Raw genomic sequence first — 21,818 nt, 5'->3', positions numbered from 1 at the left:
GCCTACAGAACTGCAGATAATATGGCGGTTAACTTGCAATTTGGTGGTTGTTATCTATCGTGTTTATTTTGTTCACGATGAACTATGGCGACGTCTGAGTGACGTGAAGCAAAATACCAACCTATCGCTTCGGTTACGTAAACTGACCTATGTTTACCACCGGTACAGCCGATCGCGACAGTGACATAACTACGGTTGTTTTGTTCTAACATAGGCAACCAGTCTTCAATACAGCTACAGATTTTGTCGATAAAAGCTTGCACTTCTTCGTGTTGTTTTAAAAAGTCTTGTACTGGTTTATCTAAACCTGTCAGTGGTCGTAAACTTTCATCCCAATGTGGATTGGGTAAAAAACGTGCATCAAAAACGTAGTCAGCATCTGTTGGTATACCAAATTTAAAACCAAACGATTGAAAGACTAACCTTAAATGGCCTGCTTTTTTGTTTAATACTTTATTGGTGATAATTTTATTTAAATCGTGAATGCTCAGCTCGCTGGTATCGATAAACAAGTCGCTCATTTCACGAATTGGCCGCAGTAATTCACCTTCTTCAACTATTGCTTCTTCTAAACTTAATCCAGCTTGCATTAACGAAAGTGGGTGGACGCGGCGCGTTTCAGAATAGCGTTTTAATAAGGTTTGATTGCTTGAATCCATATAAACCACAACAACATCGGCGACGCCTTTCAGTTGGGTAATGATATTACTTAAATCTTGTTGCCAATCAGATATGTTACGTATGTCTAAATTCAGCGCGATACGGCTATATTTGCCTTTTAATGCATCGGGTAAAAACGGCAATAACTGAATTGGAATATTGTCTACACAATAAAAACCTGCATCTTCAAGTTGATCAAGTGCGGTCGATTTACCTGAACCCGAACGACCTGACAATATGACAAGTTGTAACATAGTTTATTCCGTAATAGCTTGGTAAAGTTCCTGACTATTCTGCGCTGTTCGAATGCGTTTTAAAATACTTTTATCCGAAAGTTTTTGCGCAACTGCCGCTAACGACTTTAAATGTTCGTTGCATTGATTTTCTGGCACTAACAGGGCAAAAAAAACATTAACCGGTTGGTTGTCTATCGCGTCGTAATCAATGGGATCTGACGTGGTAATTAATATCGCTAATGCTTTGGTGGTATTGGCTAAACGGCCATGCGGTAAGGCGATACCATTACCTATACCTGTACTGCCTAATCTTTCTCGATTGAGCAAAGCTGCGGTAATTTCTTGTTCGGTCATTTCACTGATATGTTGTGCAGCTATTTGACCTATGTGCTCAATAATTCGTTTTTTGCTAGAAACAGAGACTGCACATTCAGTGCAGTCTTTGGATAAAAAAGATTGAATGTCCATTAATGGCGTTTCATTTTCTCTTTATGCTTGATGACTTGGCGATCCAGCTTGTCAATCAAGGAATCTATTGCGGCATACATATCCGTATGCTCGGCGTTGGCAAATACTTCGCCACCGTTTAAATGCAGCGTTGCTTCTGCTACTTGATTTAGCTTTTCAACGTTGAGGATAACATACACGTTATTGATGTGATCAAAATGACGCTCAAGCTTTGCAAACTTGTTGTCGACGTAATCTCTTAGTGAGTCAGTAATATCAACATGACGACCAGTTAAATTGATTTGCATAGGCTCTTTCCTTTTTTGGTTTATGCCTTCTAAAGAAGGCTCTTACGTTGGTTTGACGGCGGAATTGACAACGACTCTCGGTATTTAGCTATGGTGCGTCTAGCAACCATAATACCTTGATCCGCTAACAATTCTGCAATCTTGCTATCACTTAACGGTTTTGCTGTGTTTTCAGCAGAAATCAGTTTTTTAATCAAAGCGCGTATTGCGGTTGATGAACATTCTCCACCATTTTCAGTGCTGACATGACTTGAGAAGAAGTATTTCAATTCAAATATACCACGTGGTGTGTGCATATATTTTTGTGTCGTTACCCTAGATATGGTCGACTCATGCATTTCAACTTCTTCGGCAACATCATTTAACACCATAGGTTTCATGGCTTCATCACCGTACTCAAAAAAACCTTGTTGTTGTTTGACGATACACCTTGCTACTTTTAACAAAGTTTCGTTACGACTTTCAAGGCTTTTTATAAACCATTTTGCTTCTTGCATATGCGAACGGATAAATTGTGAATCCGACGTATTGCGTGCGGTTTTACTCATAGCTGCATATTCTGCATTGATCTTGAGTTTTGGCATGCTGTCTGGATTTAATTCAACTATCCAATCGTCTTTTATTTTTTTTACTGCTACATCCGGCACTATATATTGAGCTTCTTCTGCAACCACTGCGTTACCCGGTCTCGGGTTTAAGCTGTGGATGAGTTTCATCACTTCTTTTAGCTCGTCTTCTTTTAGTTTAGTCTTCCTTGCTAAAGTTCGGTAGTCTCTATTACCTAAAAGTTCGATATAATTTTTAATTACTTTTTTAGTTTCGGCTAAATAGGGCGTATCTGCTGAAAATTGATTCAGTTGTACGAGCAAACACTCTTTGGTGTCTCTGGCCGCAGCACCAACTGGATCAAATAGTTGAATGCGTTTAAGTACTGCTTCTACTTCTTCAACTTCAACTAAATCGTCTATTTCTTCGCTTTCAATGCCTAAACTTTCAATGATATCTTCAACACTAACTGTTAAATAACCTGAGTCGTCTACTGCATCTATAATGGCTATGGCGATTGCCCTGTCTACTGGTGAAAATGGCGTCAAATCCATTTGCCATAACAAATGGTCACGAATTGACGTTATGGTTTCACCTTGATAAACCATGTCATCATCCGGTGCTGCGCCATTTGAACCTGTACCTGTGCTTTGAGTGAAGTGATCATCCCAAGTGCTATCGGTTGCAAGGTCTTCGCGAATATCTTCGCGTGATAGTTCGTCACGGCTGTCGGGCACTGCATCTTCGGTTGATTCGGTATTATCTTTGCCGTTTTTTTCTTCTTTTTGTTGTTTAGCTTCGTTTAACGCGTCTAATGATTCGAAGTCCTCGCGGTTTTCTTCAGATTCCAACAAAGGGTTGCTATCAAGCGCTTCTTGGATCTCTTGCTGAAGATCAAGCGATGACAATTGCAACAATCGAATAGCTTGTTGCAACTGCGGGGTCATAGTTAAATGCTGACCAAATTTTAACTGAATAGTTTGTTTCATTAATTAGACGATTCGTTATAGTTTAAATTGTTCACCTAAATATACGTTACGTACTTGTTTGTTATTCAGCACATCGTTGGGTGCACCAGAGGCAATTAACTGTCCTTGGCTAACGATATAGGCTTTTTCACAAACATCGAGCGTTTCACGCACATTATGGTCTGTTATTAGTACACCTAAACCCCTATCTCTAAGATGGGTGATAATTCTTTTTATATCAATGACGGATATAGGATCAACCCCTGCAAATGGCTCGTCCAATAAGATAAATTTTGGATCGGCCGCTAGCGCTCTGGCGATTTCTACCCGTCTTCTCTCACCACCGGATAATGCCATGCCCTGACTATCTCTTATGTGGGTGATATGAAATTCTTCAAGTAGCTCTTCAAGTTTAGCTTGTTTTTCGCTTTTGGTAAGCTCAGGTCGCATTTCTAATATTGAATAGATATTTTGTGTGACCGTTAACTTTCTAAATATAGACGATTCTTGTGGTAAATAACCAACGCCGGCACGTGCTCTTTCGTGCATTGGGAAGTAGGTCATGTCTTTATCGTCTAATAAAATTTGCCCGGCGTCATTCTCAACTAAACCGACTATCATGTAGAAGGTGGTGGTTTTACCAGCGCCGTTTGGTCCTAATAAACCAACTATACTGCCAGACTCTACTTGCAGTGAGACACTTTTCACCACTTGGCGTTTTTTATAGGCTTTAGCTAAGTTGGTTGCGATTAACTTGGGCATTAATTGTCACCACTTTTTGGTGTTAATACGGTACGGACTTTTTGCCCTTTTTGATTATTTCCGGAAGCGACAAGTTTTTGCGCGACTAAGTCATATTCAATAATATCGCCACTCACTTGGCTGTTTTGTTGTGAGATATTGGCATTGCCAGACAAGGTTAAAATGCGGTCTTTTACTTTGTATTGAATATTTTTCGCTGTTGCTATCAGAGTTTCGCCGCTGTCTAGCACTTGTTTATAACTAGCAGGTAAACCTATAGCCCGCAAAATGTCTTGGCTTTCTGGGTCGTCTTCATCCGCTTTGATAACTTCTAATCTATCCGCTTTCATGCGCAACGAACCTTGTTTAACTTCTACGTCGCCAGAAAAACTTAAAGTATTGGTTTTTATTTCGAGTTGTTGCTTTTTCGCATCTATGACTATGTTTTGACTAAAGTCTGCCTCTAGCGCAACACTCGGTGCACAGATAATACTGCCGATAAAAAGTGTGATAATTTTATTGTTTAACAAAGTATTCTGCCCGTACTTGCTCCACGAGTTCAAACTCTTGGGTTTTTAAATTTCCACGTAAACCTTGGCCACTAAAGGTCATTTTGTTGGCGACACCAGTCACTTTTGCACTGGTTGATATGGTTTGTGCGGTTAAATCCATGTTGAGCCTATTTACATACAGTGTATCAAACCAATCGTCTGGTTTGTTAGCCATAACTGCAACATTGCCTTCAAGTTCTAATTGGCGGTTGTCGTATATAACACTGTCGTTTGCACTGATGATCCAGTGTTGCTGTTGGTCGCTCGAATATAAAATATATCTTGGATTCTGAAAATAGGTAAATTCAAGTTCTTGATAATGTTCTAATGAACGTGCGTTGAGTTTGCTGTGAATTTGGCCACTTTGGTCGTATTCGGTTCTATTTAATGCGGTTATTTGGTAATCGGGTAATGCGACACGATCAAATGCTGCAATTTCTTGCGGTTGCGTGCTCCATTGCAGCCAAAAGTATTGGCTGATCGCAACAATAATTAAAACTGACAGCAGCAGTCGCTTCATACACTCATACCTTGCGCTTGCTCTAATACGCCACGCGTTTGTAAGAAAATATCACAACATTCACGTACAGCTCCAAAACCACCACGGACATGGGTTTGATAATGGCAAATTTGTTGAATAATTGGGTGTGCATCGTTCACTGCGATTGCTAAACCAACTTGCTGCATCACTGTTAAATCAGGTACGTCATCACCAATATAAGCGATTTGTTTATCTGTGATATTCAGTTGGCTTTTTAATTCAGCATAGGCTGCAAGTTTATCTTCTTGTCCTTGATAAATATGCTGGATACCTAACGAGCTCATACGTTTTTCAACTATCTGCGATTTTCGCCCTGTGATCACGGCAACTTGAATGCCAGCATTGATTATAGCTTTAATGCCAAAACCATCGCGGGTGTGAAATGCTTTTAACTCTTCACCTTGATTGCCCAAATAAATACGGCCATCAGAAAATACACCATCAATATCGCAAATAAACAGTTTAGTTTGTTGAAACTTGTCAGCGATATCTTGTTTGATTGGTCCATAGATAGAGTTAAATAGCATTAAAGTACCTTAGCTTTGAGTAAGTCATGTAAGTTTATTGCGCCGATTGGACGGTTATTGTCATCAACCACAACAAAACCATTAATTTTTTTGTCTTCCATTAATTTCAGCGCTTCGGCTGCTAACATACTTGGTGTAACTGTAACCGCGTGTTTGGTCATCACCTGACTAATTTGAGTGCTGTGAATGTCGATGCGTTTATCTAAAGTTCGGCGCAAGTCACCATCTGTATATATGCCGCTTAATTGACCTGCTTTATTGATAATAGCGACAAAACCTAAACTTTTTTGTGAAACTTCAAATAAAGCTTCTGCAATAGTGACATCTTCAGCGACTATCGGCAGTTGATCGTCTGCATGCATTAAGGCTTCAACACGCAGTAAGAGTTTTCGACCTAAACTCCCTAGTGGATGAGAAACTGCAAAGTCTTCAGCGGTAAATTTGCGTGCTTCCAACAAGGCAACCGCCAAGGCATCACCCATGACTAAAGCGGCAGTTGTGCTTGCGGTTGGTGCTAGGCCAAGTGGACAAGCTTCTTGGTTTACTTTTACCAAAATATGCACGTCTGAATAGTGTGCAAGGCTTGAACTTGCGTTGGCCGTAAGGGAAATTAGTTTTGCGCCTATGCGTTTTATCACAGGTAAAATAGTGACTAATTCTTGGCTTTCGCCTGAATTAGATAGCGCGAGCACAACATCTTGTTTGCCTATCATGCCTAAATCGCCATGGCTGGCTTCAGCTGGATGAACAAAAAACGCCGGCGAACCTGTGCTGGCTAGTGTTGCTGCAATCTTTCGCCCAACATGGCCTGATTTTCCTATGCCGGTGACGACAATTTTTCCACTGCAATTGAGCAATGTTTCACAGGCTAACGCAAAGTTTTCGTCTAAGTCACTATTGAGTTGTGCGAGAGCTTGTTGTTCAATTTCAATGACTCTTTTCGCACTGTTTATAAATGCATTCATCAACTACTACCCGTTTGCCATGCCAAATAGTAAATACTGATATGCAATAAAACATGCTAATAACACACCGCCTTCCATGCGGTTGATACTGCGCGGGCCTTTGCCTATGCCAATTGCCATCAATATCAGCAGTACAGTCACGGCGATCATGATCAATGAGTCACGTGAAACTGCTGCAGGATCAACTGCACCAGGAGCTATGATCCCTGGAATACACAATACAGCTAAAGCGTTGAAGATATTTGAGCCAACAATATTACCTAATGCAAGATCATCTTCGCCTTTGACAACCCCAGCAATGGATGCTGCTAGCTCTGGGAGTGATGTACCAATCGCAATTATGGTCAGGCCAATAACTAAGTCACTGATACCAAATTCTTTAGCGATAAATACCGCAGAATCGACGAGAAAATCTGAGCTTAATAACAGAATGGTTAAACCTAGTGCTAACCAGAAAATAGCCATGTGAATTGGCACACCTTCAGGTACGTCGTCACTGACTTCATCTTCATATAAATCTGGGTTAGCGGCTTCTTCAGGTGTTTTGTGAATAGATGCATAAGCCAAATAACCAATTGTGATAAAAAATAACACTGCTAATAAAATACCTTCGGTACGGGTAAATTGCAGATCATAGATAAAATAAACGGCAATTAGAGACGTGGCTAAGATAAAAGGTAGCTCTCTGCGCACAGTAATTGAGCCAACTAACATAGGTTTTAATAAGGCGGTAACACCCAGTACTAAGGTGATGTTGGTGATATTTGAACCAATTACATTACCAATTGCAGTATCGGCTTTATCCGCTAACGAAGCGCTGGCTGCTACCATCATTTCAGGTGCAGAGGAACCCATAGCTACAATTGTTAGTCCTATGATGAGTGGAGATAAACCTAAATTGCGTGCTAACGCTGCTGCACCATAAACAAATTTGTCGGCACTCCACATCAGGGCGGCTAAACTAACGAGCAATATAATGACATTTTCGAGCATAAAGACCTTAAAATTGAATGCTGTGCGGCCATTATACTCAAATTAGTTGAATATGCATGATGTGTTTAATTTTACTTGGTTGTTAGATAAAAAAATCGGCGCAGTGTGTGGAATGTGACATTTTTGGTTTTTCATTTAAGTATATTTGCTAGAATACGCCGCAGCTCTGCTTTAGGCAGAAAAATCAGGGAAATTTAATGTCCAACGATAATATAGTACAACTTAAAAATGTGACTTTTAGCCGAGGTGAGCGGGTTATTTATGATGACATCAGCTTAGATATACCTAGAGGAAAAGTCATAGCGATTATGGGACCCAGTGGTATAGGTAAAACCACTTTATTGCGTTTAATTGCCGGGCAGATTAAACCAGAAAAAGGAAATATCGATTTTGATGGGGCAATAATCAACAAACTCAATCGCCAGCAATTATATGCGGCACGTAAAAAAATGAGCATGTTGTTTCAAAGTGGCGCATTATTTACTGAAATGTCGGTATTCGATAATGTTGCATTTCCAATACGTGAACATTGTTCATTGCCAGAAGATATCATTCGCACTATGGTGTTAATGAAACTCAACTCTGTGGGTTTACGAGGCGCAGCTGAACTAATGCCAACTGAATTATCTGGTGGTATGGCTCGTCGAGCCGCATTAGCTCGCGCAATCGCGCTTGACCCGCAGTTGGTTATGTATGACGAACCATTTGCCGGCCAAGACCCTATTTCTATGGGCGTGCTAATTCGCTTAATCCGTTCACTCAATGATGCGCTTGGATTAACTTCTATTGTGGTATCGCATGATATCAGTGAAGTGATGAGTATTGCTGATTATGCTTATATTATGGCAAATAAAAAAGTGATAGGTCAGGGAACACCACAGCAATTACGTAACTCTGAGTCTCCATTAATTCATCAATTTATGGCGGGTGAGTCAGATGGCCCTGTGCCGTTTCATTATCCAGCACAGTCATTTGATGCTCAATTAGCTGAGGTATTTAAAGCATGATAGTTGATGCATTAGCAAAATTAGGTAGGGACACTATCTCGGCGACAGCAACCACAGGTCGAGCGGGTTTGGTGTTGTTTAATGCCTTATGGGCCGCACCTGATGTCAAGAAAAATAGCCCCTTGTTGATAAAACAATTACAAGTGGTTGGAGTGCAATCTCTGGCGATTATTTTGGTCAGTGGATTGTTTATTGGCATGGTATTGGGTTTGCAGGGGTATACTATTTTAGTCGGTTACGGCGCAGAAAATAGTTTAGGCCCTATGGTTGCTTTGTCGTTATTACGTGAATTAGGCCCTGTAGTGACTGCTTTATTATTTGCTGGTCGAGCTGGCTCTGCACTTACTGCCGAAATTGGTTTAATGAAAGCGACTGAACAGTTATCTAGTTTAGAACTTATGGCGGTTGATCCACTTCGTCGAGTTATCGCCCCAAGATTTTGGGCTGGCATGATAAGTATGCCGTTATTGGCTTTATTGTTCAGTTCAGTCGGAATTATTGGTGGACACCTAGTGGGTGTAGAATGGCTAGGGGTTGATAGCGGTAATTTTTGGAGTGTTATGCAAGCCGCGGTCGATTTACAAGACGATGTCATGAATGGTGTGATTAAAAGTTTTGCTTTTGCTTTGGTGGTAACTTGGATTGCGATATTTAGAGGTTACGACTGTATACCTACCTCTGAAGGTATCAGTAAAGCAACTACACAAACAGTAGTGCATAGTTCACTTGCTGTACTTGGATTAGATTTTGTATTAACAGCGTTAATGTTCGGGGAATAATAAATGAGCAACCGTAAAGTTGAAGTGTTAGTTGGTGCTTTTATCGCTGCAGGTATTGCTGCGTTTTTATTTTTAGCACTCAGTGTTGCAAACACAGGGAGTTTATCAAACGGTGAAACTTATCGTTTATACGCTAAATTCGATAATATTGGTGGGTTGAAAGTTCGTTCACCAATCAAAGTGGGTGGGGTTGTTGTTGGTCGCGTCGCTGAAATAAATCTAGATACTCAGTCTTTTATGGCTGTGGTATCTATGGATATTTCTAAAGATTACAAAGACTTTCCGGAAACCAGCTCTATTAGCATCTTGACGGCTGGTCTGTTAGGCGAGCAGTATTTAGGTTTAGAGCCAGGTTTTATGATGGATGGCATTGAGACTCTAGGTGAAGGTGCTTACATTCAAGATACAAAATCGGCTTTGGTACTTGAAGAATTGATTGGTCAGTTTTTATTTAGTCAAAATGGTGATGACTAGAGGTGAATATGAAAAAGTTAGTCAGCGCGATTGCGTTAGCTTGCGCTTGTTTAGTGCCAACATTTACTTCAACTGCTGTTTATGCAGCTGAGCAAGCACAATATGCTGATATTCAAGACCCAAGAGAGTTATTCGAAAAAGTAACTCAATCTGCATTTAAGCGCTTTAAAGCAAGTTGGTCTGAGGTTAAACAAAATCCTGAACTATTAAAACAAATTATTCGTGAAGAATTATTACCTTATATTGACCACGAATATGCTGCGTTTAAAGTATTGGGTAAATATGTGCGTGATGTTAAAGCGGACGATAGAAAAGCATTTGTTGATGCTTTCTCCGATTATATAGTGACAATTTACGCACAGTTGTTCACTCAATATCGTGAAACACAAGACATTATAGTGCAGCCAACCATGGCGGGTGAAGAAGACAAAATAGCTGTAGTACGCAGTAAAATAGTTGAACCTGGCCGCCCTGATATAGACGTTACTTTTAAACTTATATATCGCAATAACCAATGGCGCGCTTTTGATATGGAAGCCGAAGGTATTTCGGTATTAAGTACTAAACGTAAAGAAATTGGTGCTGCTATGCCTAGAATGGGCATAACTGGCATTATTAAAGATTTAAAAGATAAAGCGGAACAAAAGCTGACATTTAAATCTGATTCAAGTGATCCTCAGTCATGATTAAATTGGCAGAAAAACAGCTGAATCATCAATTTTGGCAGTTAGACGGTGACTTAACCCGAGAAAACGACCTGTCAATTATTCCACAAGCACCTTGTGATAAAGGTTGTGTGATAGATATCTCTTTAGCTGAGGTTGGAAGAATTGACACTGCTGGTTTAGCTTATTTAATTAAGCTAAAACAACACTTTGCCAGCAAGCAGATACAAACAAATTTTATTCATTATGGCGAAAATTTACGCAAGTTAGCTGAGCTGTATGATGTTGCTGAAATAGTAGGAATAACAGAATGAATTTAGAACAAATTAAACAATTAGTCGGTGATGCAATTGAGCATGAAGAATTAATCGTTGAACATGAAGACAATTATTATCTGAATATAATTATTGTTTCTGCCGTGTTCGAAGGTTTACGTCCAGTTAAACGTCAGCAAATGGTCTACCAACCGTTAAATGACATGATTGCAGACGGCACTGTTCATGCTGTAAAAATCAAAGCCTTTACCGCTGACGAGTGGCAAAAACATAAAAAGCTCAATTTTTAAGTTGTAGTTGGAGCCTTAATCCGTATGGATAAATTTGTAATTCAAGGTGGTTCACCGCTGCAAGGTGAAGTGCGTATATCAGGTGCAAAAAATGCGGCCTTGCCAATTTTATTTGCCACTATTCTTAACCCTAATTCGGTTACTTTAACCAATGTGCCGCAGCTGAAAGATATTAAAACAACATTAAGTTTGTTGGCTGAACTAGGGATTAAAGCCGAGAAATTGGCTGACGGTTATTTATTTGATGCTAGTGACATAAGCTCAACTACAGCGCCGTACGAATTGGTTAGAACCATGCGTGCGTCTATTATGGCTTTAGGCCCGTTAGTTGCGCGTTGTGGTCATGCAAAAGTTTCTTTGCCTGGTGGTTGTGCAATTGGCGCTCGCCCAGTTAACTTACATATTAGTGGCCTGCAACAAATGGGTGCTGAAGTAAAAGTGGAACACGGTTATATAGTTGCTGACACTCATGGTAAAAAGTTACAAGGTGCGAACATTTTCTTTGATACTGTAACCGTAACTGGCACAGAGAATTTAATGATGGCAGCAGTGTTAGCTGAAGGTACGACTGTACTTGAAAATGCCGCTCGCGAACCTGAAGTAGTTGACTTAGCCAATTGTTTAAATGCCATGGGCGCAAAAATTTATGGTGCCGGCACTGATACTATAACGATTGAAGGTGTAGCTACTTTAATTGAAAGTAAACACGCCATTTTGCCAGACAGAATTGAAACCGGCACTTTTTTAGTGGCGGCAGCTGTTACCGGTGGAAAAGTTACCTGTACACATACTTGTGCTAAGTTGTTGGAAGCTGTCATCACTAAGCTAAAAGAAGCGGGTGCACAAATAACCACAACTAAAGACAGCATTACTTTAGATATGGCGGGTCGTCAGCTTAAAGCGGTAAATATTAAAACCGCGCCACATCCAGCTTTCCCAACCGACATGCAAGCACAATTTACTGTGCTGAACTGTGTTGCGCAAGGTACAGGCACAATTCACGAAACTATTTTTGAAAATCGTTTTATGCATGTACCTGAATTACATCGTATGGGCGCTGACATTGAACTAGAAAGCAATACTGCGATTGTTCGTGGTGTTGAAACTTTATCAGGTGCTGAGGTTATGGCGACTGATTTACGCGCATCTGCTTGTTTGGTTATCGCTGGTTTATTTGCTAATGATGAAACCACAGTAAACCGCATCTACCATTTAGACAGAGGTTACGAGTCACTCGAACTTAAGCTGAATAATTTAGGAGCTAAAGTTCAGCGAGTGTCTGGGTAATTCCATTATAGTGACAGTGATTTGCAATTTAACCCCTTTGCGGATCACTGTTACTGGCAATTCTGTACCTGGGCGCGTTTCTGCAATCAAATCTAACGCTTGCGCACGGCTGACAATCTTTTGTTGGTTGATCTCTATAATAATATCGTTCGGCTGAATGCCAGCTAGCGCAGCAGGTCCTGCAGGTTCAACCATAGTGACAATAATGCCAACTGGTGTGACTAAATCATCACTGGTTTGAATATAAGTTTCTTTGCCGGATAAACCTAAGTATCCACGTACCACACGGCCATCAGTGGCAATTTTTCTTAATACAGTTAAGGCTAATCTAGCAGGTACTGCAAAAAATATTCCCTGCGCTTGGTTGTCACGGCGTGCAGACGCATAGTTGAAAGAGTTAATGCCAACTAAATAACCATCACTATCGACTAACGCGCCACCAGAATTACCATCGTTAATAGCTGCATCCATTTGAATAAAGTCGGCATAATTTGAGCTTAAACCCGCACGGCCGGTTGCACTGACTATGCCTTGAGTAATGGTTTGACCTAGGTTATACGGATTACCTATAGCTAAAACTAAATCACCTGGTTGTGAAGTGAGGTTAGGATCAATCGGCGCAACTGGTAAGTTTTCACTTTGCACCCAAAGTACCGCTAAATCGGTATAAGGATCACTCCCTATTAATTGTGCTTCAAACTGACGCCCGTCTTGTAGTGCAACCAATATTTGGTCGGCATTTTTAACCACATGTTCAGCAGTTAAAATAAAACCTTTTTCTGAAACAATAACACCTGAGCCGAGCGTGCGAATAGCGCGTTTACTATTGTAAAAACGTTCGTCACGTTCAAACCCTTGGGTATAAATGTTTACAACCGCTGGTGCTGCACGCGCTACAGCTTGGGCAAACGAAATGGGTTTTCGTTTAGTCGTAGGCTCGTTAAAAATACTCTGCCAAATTAAGTTGTTTTGCCTAAATTCAGGAAAAGCTGCGAACAGTATGAGCGTAAGAACAACAGCTATCGCTAAGGTATTAATAATAAATTGTAACTGCTGAAAAATCTTAAATTTCATAAGGTTCGTTATTTAGTTGTTGTGAATTTTAGAATGGCTGAAACTTGAGTATATTAAAAGCTACCGAGTTTAAAAACAAAAAAGTGGTAGGTGACATACACCTACCACTTTTTGAGCGACTATTTGGGTTACAAATATTAGCTTAGCGGATAACTAGATATAGCTGAGTATTTCCGCGCATTACATTCAAGGCAATAATACCGTTTTTGTGCTCGTCTAACTTATCGCGTAACTGGGCGATATTGGTTACACGTTCACGGTTTACCCCAATAATCACATCACCTTCTTCAAGGCCTAAGCGAGCAGCGATTGACCTATCTTCAACTGAGTTAACCACCACGCCTTTTTCGCCAGATTTAGTTTTACCATTGCCTAAATCAGAGCCGTCTAGTGCAGGGTGCATGCTGGCTGCAGCTACATTGCCACCCTCGGCTTCTTTAAGCTTAACCTTAATTTCCATTTCTTTGCCGTCACGAATAATACCTAACACTGCGGTATTACCAGCCCCCATAGTGCCAATTTTCGCTCTGAGCTCAAAGAAGGTTTGAATTTTACGTCCGTTGACACTAACAATCGCATCACCAGGTTTAATACCTGCTTCTTCAGCCGCTGTGCCTTCAAATACTTGACGGACAATTGCCCCTTGTGTTGTCGGTAAATCGAACGCTTTGGCAATGCCTGCGTCAATGTTGTCACCAGAAATACCTAGCACACCACGGCGCACTTCACCAAATTCAACAATTTGATCGACTAGGTTTTTCATCATGTTGCTTGGAATGGCAAAACCAATACCAACGTTGCCGCCATTAGGCCCAAGAATTGCTGTATTAATGCCAATTAACTCGCCATTAAAGTTGACTAACGCACCACCTGAGTTACCACTGTTAATTGCGGCATCGGTTTGAATAAAGTTTTCATAACCTTCAATACCTAAACCGCTGCGGCCAAGTGCAGACACAATACCTGAAGTCACGGTTTGACCTATTGCAAATGGGTTACCTATAGCGATAGCAAAGTCACCTACACGCAATTTGTCAGAATTAGCCAGTGGTATATCGGTTAAACTGTCTGCGTCAATTTGCAGAAGAGCGACGTCACTTTCAGAATCCGAGCCGATTTTTTTTGCTTCAAATTGGCGACCATCTTTTAGTGTGACCAAAATTTTGTCTGTATCGGCAATTACATGATGATTCGTCACCACATAACCTTTTTTGGCATCAATAATGACACCTGAACCTGCTGTTTGAAATGGCTTTTCTTGAGGATGTTGGCGCGGAGCATTTGGGCCGAAAAAATATCTAAATACATCAGGCACACGCTGCGCATCTTTTTTCATGCCTGTCGCTGAAATATTCACAACCGCAGGCGTCGCCTTCTCCAACATAGGTGCTAAAGTTGGCATCTCTTGTTTGTCGCTATTGCCAAACCAAGGCAATGCTGCGTGAGAAACAACAGGTGCTAGTGCCAAACTAGCCGTTAACACCGAAACTTTAAATAACTTAGAATAGTTAGCTTTCAACTTCAATTCTCCTAAAATCTAAATAACTAACTGGTTAGTTAGGCGCTGATGTTATTCAGCGACTAATAACGCATAGTTGCAATAAAGACCCTTTCCAGTGGAAAAAAGTTCAGTTTACTTTTGGTTTTGCTCGCTAAACCAGCCCATTTTATTTTCTGAATAATCTAGCGGCATAGAGTCTGTTTTACTGTCGACGCGGTTTTTCTTCGCGCTTTCTTCTGCTTGGCTTTGTGCGATCATAGCGGCTGTGTCATCGCCAAAAAATGGCACAAATTCTTTATGTTCTTTTTGCGTTGCAGCTAATTTTGTAAACTGTTGTTGCGACTCAGCAGCCGCTTGGTTTGCTTGCTGGGCTATTTGTTGCATTGCTTGATTGACAGAGGCTAAATATGTATCAACATCTTGCTTAAATGATTCTTGTGCTTTGACATGCTGTGCTAGCTCTTCAGACAACTTATGATGTTTGCCTGATACTTGTGGGAAAAAACGCACGGCCAATAATCCAGTGATTAAACCAGCAGCGAAAATTATAATGTCTATTAACCAACTCATGGTGAATTACCTCAAAAAAAATATTAGCATTAGCACTTTATCGTTCAATATACTTGTGTTTTGCCTGTTATGACTAGCCCGTTTTTACAATACCAACAAGATTTAGCTTCTGGAAAATTGCTGCCGGATGACGCGCAAGCAAACGCAATCAAGTATTTAGATACACTGCATCATCAAGTGGTTGAATATTTAACTCCAAACCAGTCTTGGCAGGCTTCCCTTAAATATCTGTTTCGCAAGCCGAAAAATCAAGTTCCACAAGGGCTTTATTTTTGGGGCGGCGTTGGTCGTGGTAAAACCTATATGATGGATTTGTTTTATCATGGTTTACCGACAGAACAAAAAATGCGTGTGCATTTTCACCGTTTTATGCACAGAGTGCACAATGAACTAAAGTTACTTGATGGCCAATCAGACCCTTTGCTGACTGTTGCAGACAAATTAGCTAAAGAAGCAAAAGTGGTTTGTTTTGACGAATTTTTTGTCTCGGATATTACCGATGCAATGATTTTAGCTGGATTAATTCAAGCTTTGTTTCAGCATGGTGTGGTGCTGGTCGCCACATCAAATATCGAACCCAAAGGTCTTTACCGTAATGGTTTGCAGCGACAAAGGTTTTTACCGGCGATTGATTTAATTGAAAAAAACTGCCAAGTGCTGAATGTTGATAGTGGCGTGGATTATAGGTTACGTACTCTGACTCAGGCGGAAATTTATCATTCTCCGTGTGATGGTCCGGCTATGGCGAATTTAGATAGTTATTTTACAAAAATGGCGATTGGCGACATTACAACAGATAGTTTTATTGAAATTGAAAAGCGAAAAATTGCTGTGCGTAAACTTGCACAAGATCTCGTTTGGTTTAATTTTAGAGCTATATGCGATGGACCACGCAGTCAAAACGATTATATTGAACTAAGCCAATGTTTTCATACTGTACTGTTAAGTGATGTTGAACAAATGGGCAATGGCACAGATGATATTGCGCGACGTTTTATCGCGTTAGTTGATGAGTTTTACGAGCGGAACGTCAAATTGATAATTGCGGCAGAAGTGCCAATGGAACAGTTATACACAGAAGGTTTATTGAGTTTTGAATTTAAACGCTGTTTAAGCCGTTTACAAGAAATGCAGTCGACAGAATTTTTGGCTAAACCTCATTTGGCGTAAACAAATTTGAATTAATAGGTGATCTTTTTTTAACCGTCCTATATAATGCGCGCCTCCCAAACCCGGTAAGGCATGAAAGAGGGCCTTTGTTCAAATTCTCGAAGGGGTTTTTTGCATAAACTAGGGGAGGCATACTGCCTCAAAAATGTGGAATTTTTTGTATTTAGGTCAAATTCGAAATGAAAACTTTCTCTGCAAAGCCTGAATCTGTAAAGCGCGACTGGTTTGTAGTTGACGCTGACGGTAAAACTTTAGGTCGTATAGCTACTGAGATCGCGCGTCGTTTACGCGGTAAACATAAACCAGAATATACTCCTCACGTAGATACTGGTGATTACATCGTTGTTATCAATGCTGAAAAAGTAGCGGTAACTGGTGCTAAGCGTAGTGACAAAGTGTATTACTCACACTCTGGTTTCCCAGGTGGATTAAAATCAATTACTTTTGATAAGTTAATTGAGAAAAAACCAGAAATGATCATCGAAAGCGCTGTTAAAGGCATGCTTCCGAAAGGTCCATTAGGCCGTGCAATGGCGCGTAAACTTAAAGTATACGCAGGTGCTGAGCACAACCATCAAGCGCAACAACCGCAAACTTTGGACATCTAATTCGGAGACATTACTATGGCAGACTCTCAATACTATGGTACTGGTCGTCGTAAGAGCTCAACAGCTCGTGTATTTTTAAGACCAGGTACAGGTAACATCACAATCAACAAACGTTCTATCGAAGAATACTTCGGTCGTGAAACTTCACGTATGGTTGTTCGTCAACCTTTAGAATTAGTTGAATTGACTGAAAAATTCGATTTGTACGTAACAGTAGCTGGCGGTGGTAACACTGGTCAAGCTGGTGCTATCCGTCACGGTATCACTCGTGCATTAATGGAATTTGATGAATCATTACGTCCTGCATTACGCAAAGCTGGTTTTGTTACCCGTGATGCGCGTCGTGTTGAACGTAAGAAAGTTGGTCTTAAGAAAGCGCGTAAGCGTCCACAATTCTCAAAACGTTAATTCGTTTGGTATACCAACTTTTGCAAAAACCCGGCTTGTCCGGGTTTTTTTATAAGCAAAATTTGCGACAAAATGTGTTGTTTTTGTCCAGCGAACAAGCTGCGAATGTGTTGATAATTTAAGCCTAATTGATCACAAACAAATAAATCACAAAATATCTGGGTTATTTTGGTGCTTTTTCCGTGATTTCCTTGTCAGTTATACGGTTTTTTTTATATCATTCGCATTATTTTATTTCTGCCCCTAGCTGTGGGTGATTTTTGCTGTTTTTTCAGCCAAGTACTATGCTAGGACAGTCAATTTTTTAAATCTAGTCTCGGAGAAGATTGAATGAGTAATGCGCCTGTTGATAACGGTCGCCGTCGCTTCTTAACCGTCGCAACTTCGGTTGTTGGTGGGGTGGGTGCTGTCGGAGCAGCTGTGCCTTTCATCGCGTCTTGGAATCCGAGTGCAAAAGCCAAAGCGGCGGGTGCACCGGTAGAAGTGAACGTGAGCAAACTCCAACCTGGTCAAATGTTAAGAGTAGAGTGGCGTGGTAAACCTGTGTGGGTGGTTAAACGTACTGATGAAATGTTAGCGCAGCTTGCTAAACATGAAGGTCAATTACGTGATGCTGCATCAGAAAACGAACAACAACCTACGTACGCAACAAATCAACATCGCTCAATCAAGCCTGAGTTTTTTGTTGCTGTTGGTATTTGTACTCATTTAGGTTGTTCACCTCAATACTTGGCTGACAGTTTTGCTGCTCAAGTTGAAGGTGTACCATCGGGCTTCTTCTGTCCTTGTCATGGTTCTAAGTTTGATATGGCTGGCCGTGTATTCCAAAGTGTACCAGCACCGTTAAACTTGGTTATTCCACCTCATAAGTACTTAGACGAGAATACAATTCTTGTTGGTGACGACTCGGGAGCTGCATAATCATGTGGAAAAATTTACTCGATTGGATTGAATATCGCATTCCAATGATGCGTGTTGCAAACATGCATGCATTACAATACCCAGCACCGAAAAACATGAACTTCTGGTATGTTTTCGGTTTTATCGCAACTGTTGTGTTAGTTAACCAAATCGTTACTGGTATCTGGTTAACCATGAACTATGTACCAAGTGCTGAGGGTGCATTCGCGTCTGTTGAATATATTATGCGTGATGTCGACTATGGTTGGATATTGCGTTATATGCACTCTACTGGCGCGTCAGCCTTCTTCGTAGTTGTGTATTTACACATGTTCCGCGGCATGATGTATGGTTCTTACCAAAAACCACGTGAATTATTGTGGTTATTCGGTATGTTCATCTACTTAGCGCTTATGGCTGAAGCCTTTATGGGTTACTTATTACCTTGGGGTCAAATGTCATACTGGGGTGCACAGGTAATTATTTCACTATTTGGTGCAATTCCTGTAATTGGTGATGACTTAACTTTATGGATCCGTGGCGACTATGTTATTTCGGGTGCAACGCTAAATCGTTTCTTCGCATTGCATGTTATCGCACTGCCATTAGTCATTGTTATTTTGGTGTTCTTACACATTGTTGCATTACATGAGGTCGGTTCTAACAACCCTCAAGGTATCAACATTAAACATCCTAAAGGTTCTTTGAAAGAAGAAGAAAAAACTAAATACAACATTCATGAGTACTACACAGGTAAATACGACATTATTGATGACGTAGTACCTTTCTTCCCACACATAGTGTTAAAAGACTTAGTTGCATTCACAGTGTTCTGTGCGGCTTGTGCTTATGTTATTTTCTTCAACCCAGAAATGGGCGGTTTATTTATTGAGCCACCAAACTTTGAACCTGCAAACCCATTAAAAACACCAGAGCATATTGCGCCAGTTTGGTATTTCACACCTTTCTATGCAATTTTACGTGCGGTACCTGATAAGTTATTAGGTGTTCTTGCTATGTTTGGTGCAATTGCAATGTTAGCTGCTTTACCTTGGGTAGACCGTTGTAAAGTGCGTTCAATTAAATACCGTAGTGGTTTACATAAGTTGAACTTAACTGTGTTTGCAATTGTATTCGTATTATTAGGTTGGTTAGGTTTAAAACCAGCTACACCTACTTTTACTTTGATGTCACAAATTAGCACCTTGCTTTATTTTGGCTTCTTTGGCTTCTTGTGGTTGTACAGTAAAAACGAAAAAACTAAACCATTACCAGCGAGAATATCGAAATGAAGAAATTATTAATTGCTTTAGTTGCTTTAATTCCGAGTTTAGCTATCGCTGCAGGTGGTGGTTATCAACATCCGTTAGAAAAAGCAAAAATTGATTTAGAAGACAAAGCGTCATTACAGCGTGGTGCAGCTTTGTTCACTAACTATTGTTTAGGTTGTCACCAAATGCAGTTCCATAGATATAATCGTTCTGCACAAGATTTGGGTATTCCTGAAGAACTAGTTAAAGAAAACTTAATTTTTGGCGATCAAAAAGTCGGCGAGCAAATGACCAACGCTATGCCTGCAAAAGAATCAGCAAAATGGTTTGGTAAACAACCACCAGATTTAACTTTGATTGCACGTTTACGTAACCCAGATTGGATTTACACCTATTTAAAATCTTTCTACATTGATGAAAGCAAAACTTTTGGTGTAAACAATGCTGTGTTTAAAGATGTAGGTATGCCACATGTACTTGAACCATTACAAGGTACACAAACTGCAGAGTATGTTTACACTGAAGTTGATGGCGAAAAAACTTTATCTGGTATTAAGTTAGTGCAAAAAACTCAAGGTTCAATGACACCTGAAGAGTTTGACCAAGCAATGCATGACTTGGTTAACTTTTTAGAATATGTTGGTGAACCTTCAAAACTTGAGTCACATAAAATTGGTACTTGGGTTTTAGTATTCTTAGCTGTCTTCTTTGTATTTATTTACTTATTGAAGAAAGAATACTGGCGTGATGTTCACTAAAATTTAGTGCACTGACCACAAAATTTGTAGTATTTTTTGATGGGGGCCTAGCCCCCATTTGCCGTATCTAGTAATGTGAGTTTAACATCACATTGAAGTAGGCTTTTTAGCCGAATTGTTTGTTACTTTGGAGGATATTCATGGCTGTAGCTGCCAATAAACGTTCTGTAATGATGCTTTATGCTGATGCAACTTCATTACACAGTCACCAAGTTCGTATTGTGTTGGCTGAAAAGGGAATTAGTGTCGAAATTAAATTACTTGATCCAAATAACAAACCTGAGGAATTATTTGAATTAAATCCTTATGGCACTATTCCAACTTTATTAGATCGTGAACTTGTTTTGTATCAATCTAATATCATTATGGAATATTTGGATGAGCGTTTCCCACATCCACCATTAATGCCTGTATACCCAGTTGCTCGTGGTAGCAGCCGTTTGATGATGCACCGCATCGAAAACGATTGGTACAAGCTTGTTGAGCAAATTGAAAATGGTTCTGCTGAAGAAGCAAGTGCAGCACGCGCTGAGTTACGTGAAAGCATTTTAGCTATCGCGCCAATTTTCCAAGAAACGCCATATTTTATGAGCGAAGAATTCAGCTTGGTTGATTGTGTATTAGCACCATTATTATGGCGTTTACCTAAACTTGGCATTGAGTTGATTGGTCAAGGCAGTAAAGAAGTGAAAGAATATATGAATCGCGTATTTGAACGCGAGTCTTTCCAAGCTGCTTTAACTGATGACGAAAGAGAAATGCGAGGCAAATAATGAATCCAACTGGCACACAATCGTCCATGTCGGCATGTAAACCTTATTTAGTAAGGGCGATACATGACTGGATTGAAGACAATGGTTGTACTCCTTATTTATTGGTAGACGCTGAGTTTCCGGGAGTGCAAGTGCCATTTGAGTACGTTAAAGACGGTCAAATTGTCTTAAATATTTCGTCTGGTGCAACTGGTGCTTTGTCTATTGGAGATGAGAGCGTTGAGTTTAATGCGCGCTTTGGTGGCACACCTAGGCATGTGAGTGTGCCTATTTCGGCTGTGTTGTATATTTATGCACGTGAAAATGGTGAAGGCATGCCATTCCCTCCTGAGCCTAAACCTGAGTTTGCACCTCAGCCTGCGGAACCTGAGTTGACAACTATTGATGGTAGTCAACCAGATGATGCTCCGGTTGAAACTGCTGCTGAGTCGAAAGACAAGCCGAAGAAATCTGCAAAAGTTAGTCATTTAAAAGTGATTAAATAGGCGATTTGACTCTCGAGTCGCCTTTATTCCTTTCGCTGCA

28 protein-coding genes are annotated in these 21,818 nt (G+C 40.4%); 15 read left to right on the top strand and 13 right to left on the bottom strand.

Annotated elements, in window-relative coordinates; all coding sequences use genetic code 11:
• Nucleotides 1-50: 50 nt before the first annotated feature.
• Genes rapZ through WSC_RS0103345 form a run of 10 tightly spaced genes read right to left on the bottom strand, consistent with a single transcriptional unit; the run spans nucleotide 51 to nucleotide 7,483 of the window.
• Nucleotides 51-914 (bottom strand): RNase adapter RapZ, encoded by an 864-nt coding sequence (rapZ, locus tag WSC_RS0103390; protein WP_016954495.1) that lies wholly within the window; start codon nucleotides 912-914, stop codon nucleotides 51-53.
• Between the two features lie 3 nt (nucleotides 915-917).
• Complete coding sequence (gene ptsN, locus WSC_RS0103385; RefSeq protein WP_016954494.1) at nucleotides 918-1,364, bottom strand: PTS IIA-like nitrogen regulatory protein PtsN; 447 nt, start codon at nucleotides 1,362-1,364, stop codon at nucleotides 918-920.
• Nucleotides 1,364-1,651 carry a ribosome hibernation promoting factor gene (hpf, locus tag WSC_RS0103380; RefSeq protein WP_016954493.1) on the bottom strand — a complete coding sequence of 96 codons (288 nt, stop codon included), beginning with the start codon at nucleotides 1,649-1,651 and terminating at the stop codon, nucleotides 1,364-1,366. The genes ptsN and hpf overlap by 1 nt, the downstream gene beginning before the upstream one ends.
• 29 nt (nucleotides 1,652-1,680) lie before the next feature.
• On the bottom strand, nucleotides 1,681-3,186 hold the full coding sequence (locus tag WSC_RS0103375; RefSeq protein ID WP_016954492.1) for an RNA polymerase factor sigma-54: 1,506 nt from the start codon (nucleotides 3,184-3,186) through the stop codon (nucleotides 1,681-1,683).
• Nucleotides 3,187-3,201: 15 nt separating this feature from the next.
• Nucleotides 3,202-3,927, bottom strand: coding sequence for an LPS export ABC transporter ATP-binding protein (gene lptB, locus WSC_RS0103370; protein ID WP_016954491.1), 726 nt, complete (start codon nucleotides 3,925-3,927; stop codon nucleotides 3,202-3,204).
• Nucleotides 3,927-4,436, bottom strand: coding sequence for a lipopolysaccharide transport periplasmic protein LptA (gene lptA / locus WSC_RS0103365; protein WP_016954490.1), 510 nt, complete (start codon nucleotides 4,434-4,436; stop codon nucleotides 3,927-3,929). The genes lptB and lptA overlap by 1 nt, the downstream gene beginning before the upstream one ends.
• On the bottom strand, nucleotides 4,423-4,977 hold the full coding sequence (gene lptC / locus WSC_RS0103360) for an LPS export ABC transporter periplasmic protein LptC (protein WP_016954489.1): 555 nt from the start codon (nucleotides 4,975-4,977) through the stop codon (nucleotides 4,423-4,425). Before lptC ends, lptA begins: the two co-directional genes overlap by 14 nt.
• Entirely contained in the window at nucleotides 4,974-5,525 is a 552-nt protein-coding gene (gene kdsC / locus WSC_RS0103355) for a 3-deoxy-manno-octulosonate-8-phosphatase KdsC (protein WP_016954488.1), read from the bottom strand. The genes lptC and kdsC overlap by 4 nt, the downstream gene beginning before the upstream one ends.
• A complete protein-coding gene (locus WSC_RS0103350) occupies nucleotides 5,525-6,490 on the bottom strand; it encodes a KpsF/GutQ family sugar-phosphate isomerase (protein WP_016954487.1) in 966 nt (321 codons plus the stop codon). The genes kdsC and WSC_RS0103350 overlap by 1 nt, the downstream gene beginning before the upstream one ends.
• Nucleotides 6,491-6,496: 6 nt before the next feature.
• On the bottom strand, nucleotides 6,497-7,483 hold the full coding sequence (locus WSC_RS0103345; protein ID WP_026016637.1) for a calcium/sodium antiporter: 987 nt from the start codon (nucleotides 7,481-7,483) through the stop codon (nucleotides 6,497-6,499).
• A 197-nt stretch (nucleotides 7,484-7,680) separates the two neighbouring features.
• Here WSC_RS0103345 and WSC_RS0103340 point away from each other — a divergent pair, with 197 nt between their 5' ends.
• The 7 genes from WSC_RS0103340 to murA are packed head-to-tail and all read left to right on the top strand — an operon-like array spanning nucleotide 7,681 to nucleotide 12,260.
• Nucleotides 7,681-8,490 (top strand): ATP-binding cassette domain-containing protein, encoded by an 810-nt coding sequence (locus tag WSC_RS0103340; RefSeq protein WP_016954485.1) that lies wholly within the window; start codon nucleotides 7,681-7,683, stop codon nucleotides 8,488-8,490.
• On the top strand, nucleotides 8,487-9,269 hold the full coding sequence (mlaE, locus tag WSC_RS0103335; protein WP_016954484.1) for a lipid asymmetry maintenance ABC transporter permease subunit MlaE: 783 nt from the start codon (nucleotides 8,487-8,489) through the stop codon (nucleotides 9,267-9,269). Before WSC_RS0103340 ends, mlaE begins: the two co-directional genes overlap by 4 nt.
• Nucleotides 9,270-9,272: 3 nt before the next feature.
• Entirely contained in the window at nucleotides 9,273-9,743 is a 471-nt protein-coding gene (gene mlaD, locus WSC_RS0103330) for an outer membrane lipid asymmetry maintenance protein MlaD (RefSeq protein WP_016954483.1), read from the top strand.
• A gap of 8 nt (nucleotides 9,744-9,751) precedes the next feature.
• Nucleotides 9,752-10,429: an MlaC/ttg2D family ABC transporter substrate-binding protein gene (locus WSC_RS0103325; RefSeq protein WP_016954482.1), complete on the top strand. Its 678-nt coding sequence runs from the start codon at nucleotides 9,752-9,754 to the stop codon at nucleotides 10,427-10,429.
• A complete protein-coding gene (locus WSC_RS0103320; protein WP_016954481.1) occupies nucleotides 10,426-10,722 on the top strand; it encodes an STAS domain-containing protein in 297 nt (98 codons plus the stop codon). The genes WSC_RS0103325 and WSC_RS0103320 overlap by 4 nt, the downstream gene beginning before the upstream one ends.
• Entirely contained in the window at nucleotides 10,719-10,973 is a 255-nt protein-coding gene (locus WSC_RS0103315; protein ID WP_016954480.1) for a BolA family protein, read from the top strand. Before WSC_RS0103320 ends, WSC_RS0103315 begins: the two co-directional genes overlap by 4 nt.
• A gap of 24 nt (nucleotides 10,974-10,997) precedes the next feature.
• On the top strand, nucleotides 10,998-12,260 hold the full coding sequence (gene murA, locus WSC_RS0103310) for a UDP-N-acetylglucosamine 1-carboxyvinyltransferase (protein ID WP_016954479.1): 1,263 nt from the start codon (nucleotides 10,998-11,000) through the stop codon (nucleotides 12,258-12,260).
• On the opposite strand, the gene WSC_RS0103305 is transcribed toward murA, so the two are convergent.
• The 3 genes from WSC_RS0103305 to WSC_RS0103295 form a co-directional block, all read right to left on the bottom strand.
• On the bottom strand, nucleotides 12,228-13,334 hold the full coding sequence (locus WSC_RS0103305; protein ID WP_016954478.1) for a trypsin-like peptidase domain-containing protein: 1,107 nt from the start codon (nucleotides 13,332-13,334) through the stop codon (nucleotides 12,228-12,230). The two genes, murA and WSC_RS0103305, sit on opposite strands and share 33 nt — an antisense overlap.
• 142 nt (nucleotides 13,335-13,476) lie before the next feature.
• The gene (locus WSC_RS0103300; protein WP_016954477.1) at nucleotides 13,477-14,853 is read right to left on the bottom strand and encodes a DegQ family serine endoprotease; all 1,377 of its coding nucleotides are present in this window, start codon (nucleotides 14,851-14,853) and stop codon (nucleotides 13,477-13,479) included.
• A 114-nt stretch (nucleotides 14,854-14,967) separates the two neighbouring features.
• Nucleotides 14,968-15,405 carry a ZapG family protein gene (locus tag WSC_RS0103295; RefSeq protein WP_016954476.1) on the bottom strand — a complete coding sequence of 146 codons (438 nt, stop codon included), beginning with the start codon at nucleotides 15,403-15,405 and terminating at the stop codon, nucleotides 14,968-14,970.
• Between the two features lie 69 nt (nucleotides 15,406-15,474).
• Between WSC_RS0103295 and zapE the strand changes: the two genes are divergently transcribed.
• The 8 genes from zapE (at nucleotide 15,475) to WSC_RS0103255 (ending at nucleotide 21,778) form a co-directional block, all read left to right on the top strand.
• Nucleotides 15,475-16,575, top strand: coding sequence for a cell division protein ZapE (zapE, locus tag WSC_RS0103290; protein WP_016954475.1), 1,101 nt, complete (start codon nucleotides 15,475-15,477; stop codon nucleotides 16,573-16,575).
• A 179-nt stretch (nucleotides 16,576-16,754) separates the two neighbouring features.
• Nucleotides 16,755-17,183, top strand: coding sequence for a 50S ribosomal protein L13 (gene rplM, locus WSC_RS0103285; protein ID WP_016954474.1), 429 nt, complete (start codon nucleotides 16,755-16,757; stop codon nucleotides 17,181-17,183).
• Between the two features lie 15 nt (nucleotides 17,184-17,198).
• Nucleotides 17,199-17,591, top strand: a complete 393-nt coding sequence (gene rpsI, locus WSC_RS0103280; RefSeq protein WP_016954473.1) for a 30S ribosomal protein S9 — start codon at nucleotides 17,199-17,201, stop codon at nucleotides 17,589-17,591.
• A 330-nt stretch (nucleotides 17,592-17,921) separates the two neighbouring features.
• Entirely contained in the window at nucleotides 17,922-18,512 is a 591-nt protein-coding gene (gene petA, locus WSC_RS0103275; protein ID WP_016954472.1) for a ubiquinol-cytochrome c reductase iron-sulfur subunit, read from the top strand.
• A gap of 2 nt (nucleotides 18,513-18,514) precedes the next feature.
• Entirely contained in the window at nucleotides 18,515-19,783 is a 1,269-nt protein-coding gene (locus WSC_RS0103270) for a cytochrome b (protein WP_016954471.1), read from the top strand.
• A complete protein-coding gene (locus WSC_RS0103265; RefSeq protein WP_016954470.1) occupies nucleotides 19,780-20,520 on the top strand; it encodes a cytochrome c1 in 741 nt (246 codons plus the stop codon). Before WSC_RS0103270 ends, WSC_RS0103265 begins: the two co-directional genes overlap by 4 nt.
• 140 nt (nucleotides 20,521-20,660) lie before the next feature.
• Nucleotides 20,661-21,293: a stringent starvation protein SspA gene (gene sspA / locus WSC_RS0103260; protein WP_016954469.1), complete on the top strand. Its 633-nt coding sequence runs from the start codon at nucleotides 20,661-20,663 to the stop codon at nucleotides 21,291-21,293.
• The gene (locus WSC_RS0103255; protein ID WP_016954468.1) at nucleotides 21,293-21,778 is read left to right on the top strand and encodes a ClpXP protease specificity-enhancing factor; all 486 of its coding nucleotides are present in this window, start codon (nucleotides 21,293-21,295) and stop codon (nucleotides 21,776-21,778) included. The genes sspA and WSC_RS0103255 overlap by 1 nt, the downstream gene beginning before the upstream one ends.
• The last annotated feature ends 40 nt before the right edge of the window (nucleotides 21,779-21,818 follow it).

Source organism: Catenovulum agarivorans YM01 (assembly GCF_000281085.1).
GTDB lineage: Bacteria > Pseudomonadota > Gammaproteobacteria > Enterobacterales > Alteromonadaceae > Catenovulum > Catenovulum agarivorans.
Note: the sequence above shows the minus strand (reverse complement) of the source record. Positions and strands in the feature narration are given on the sequence as shown.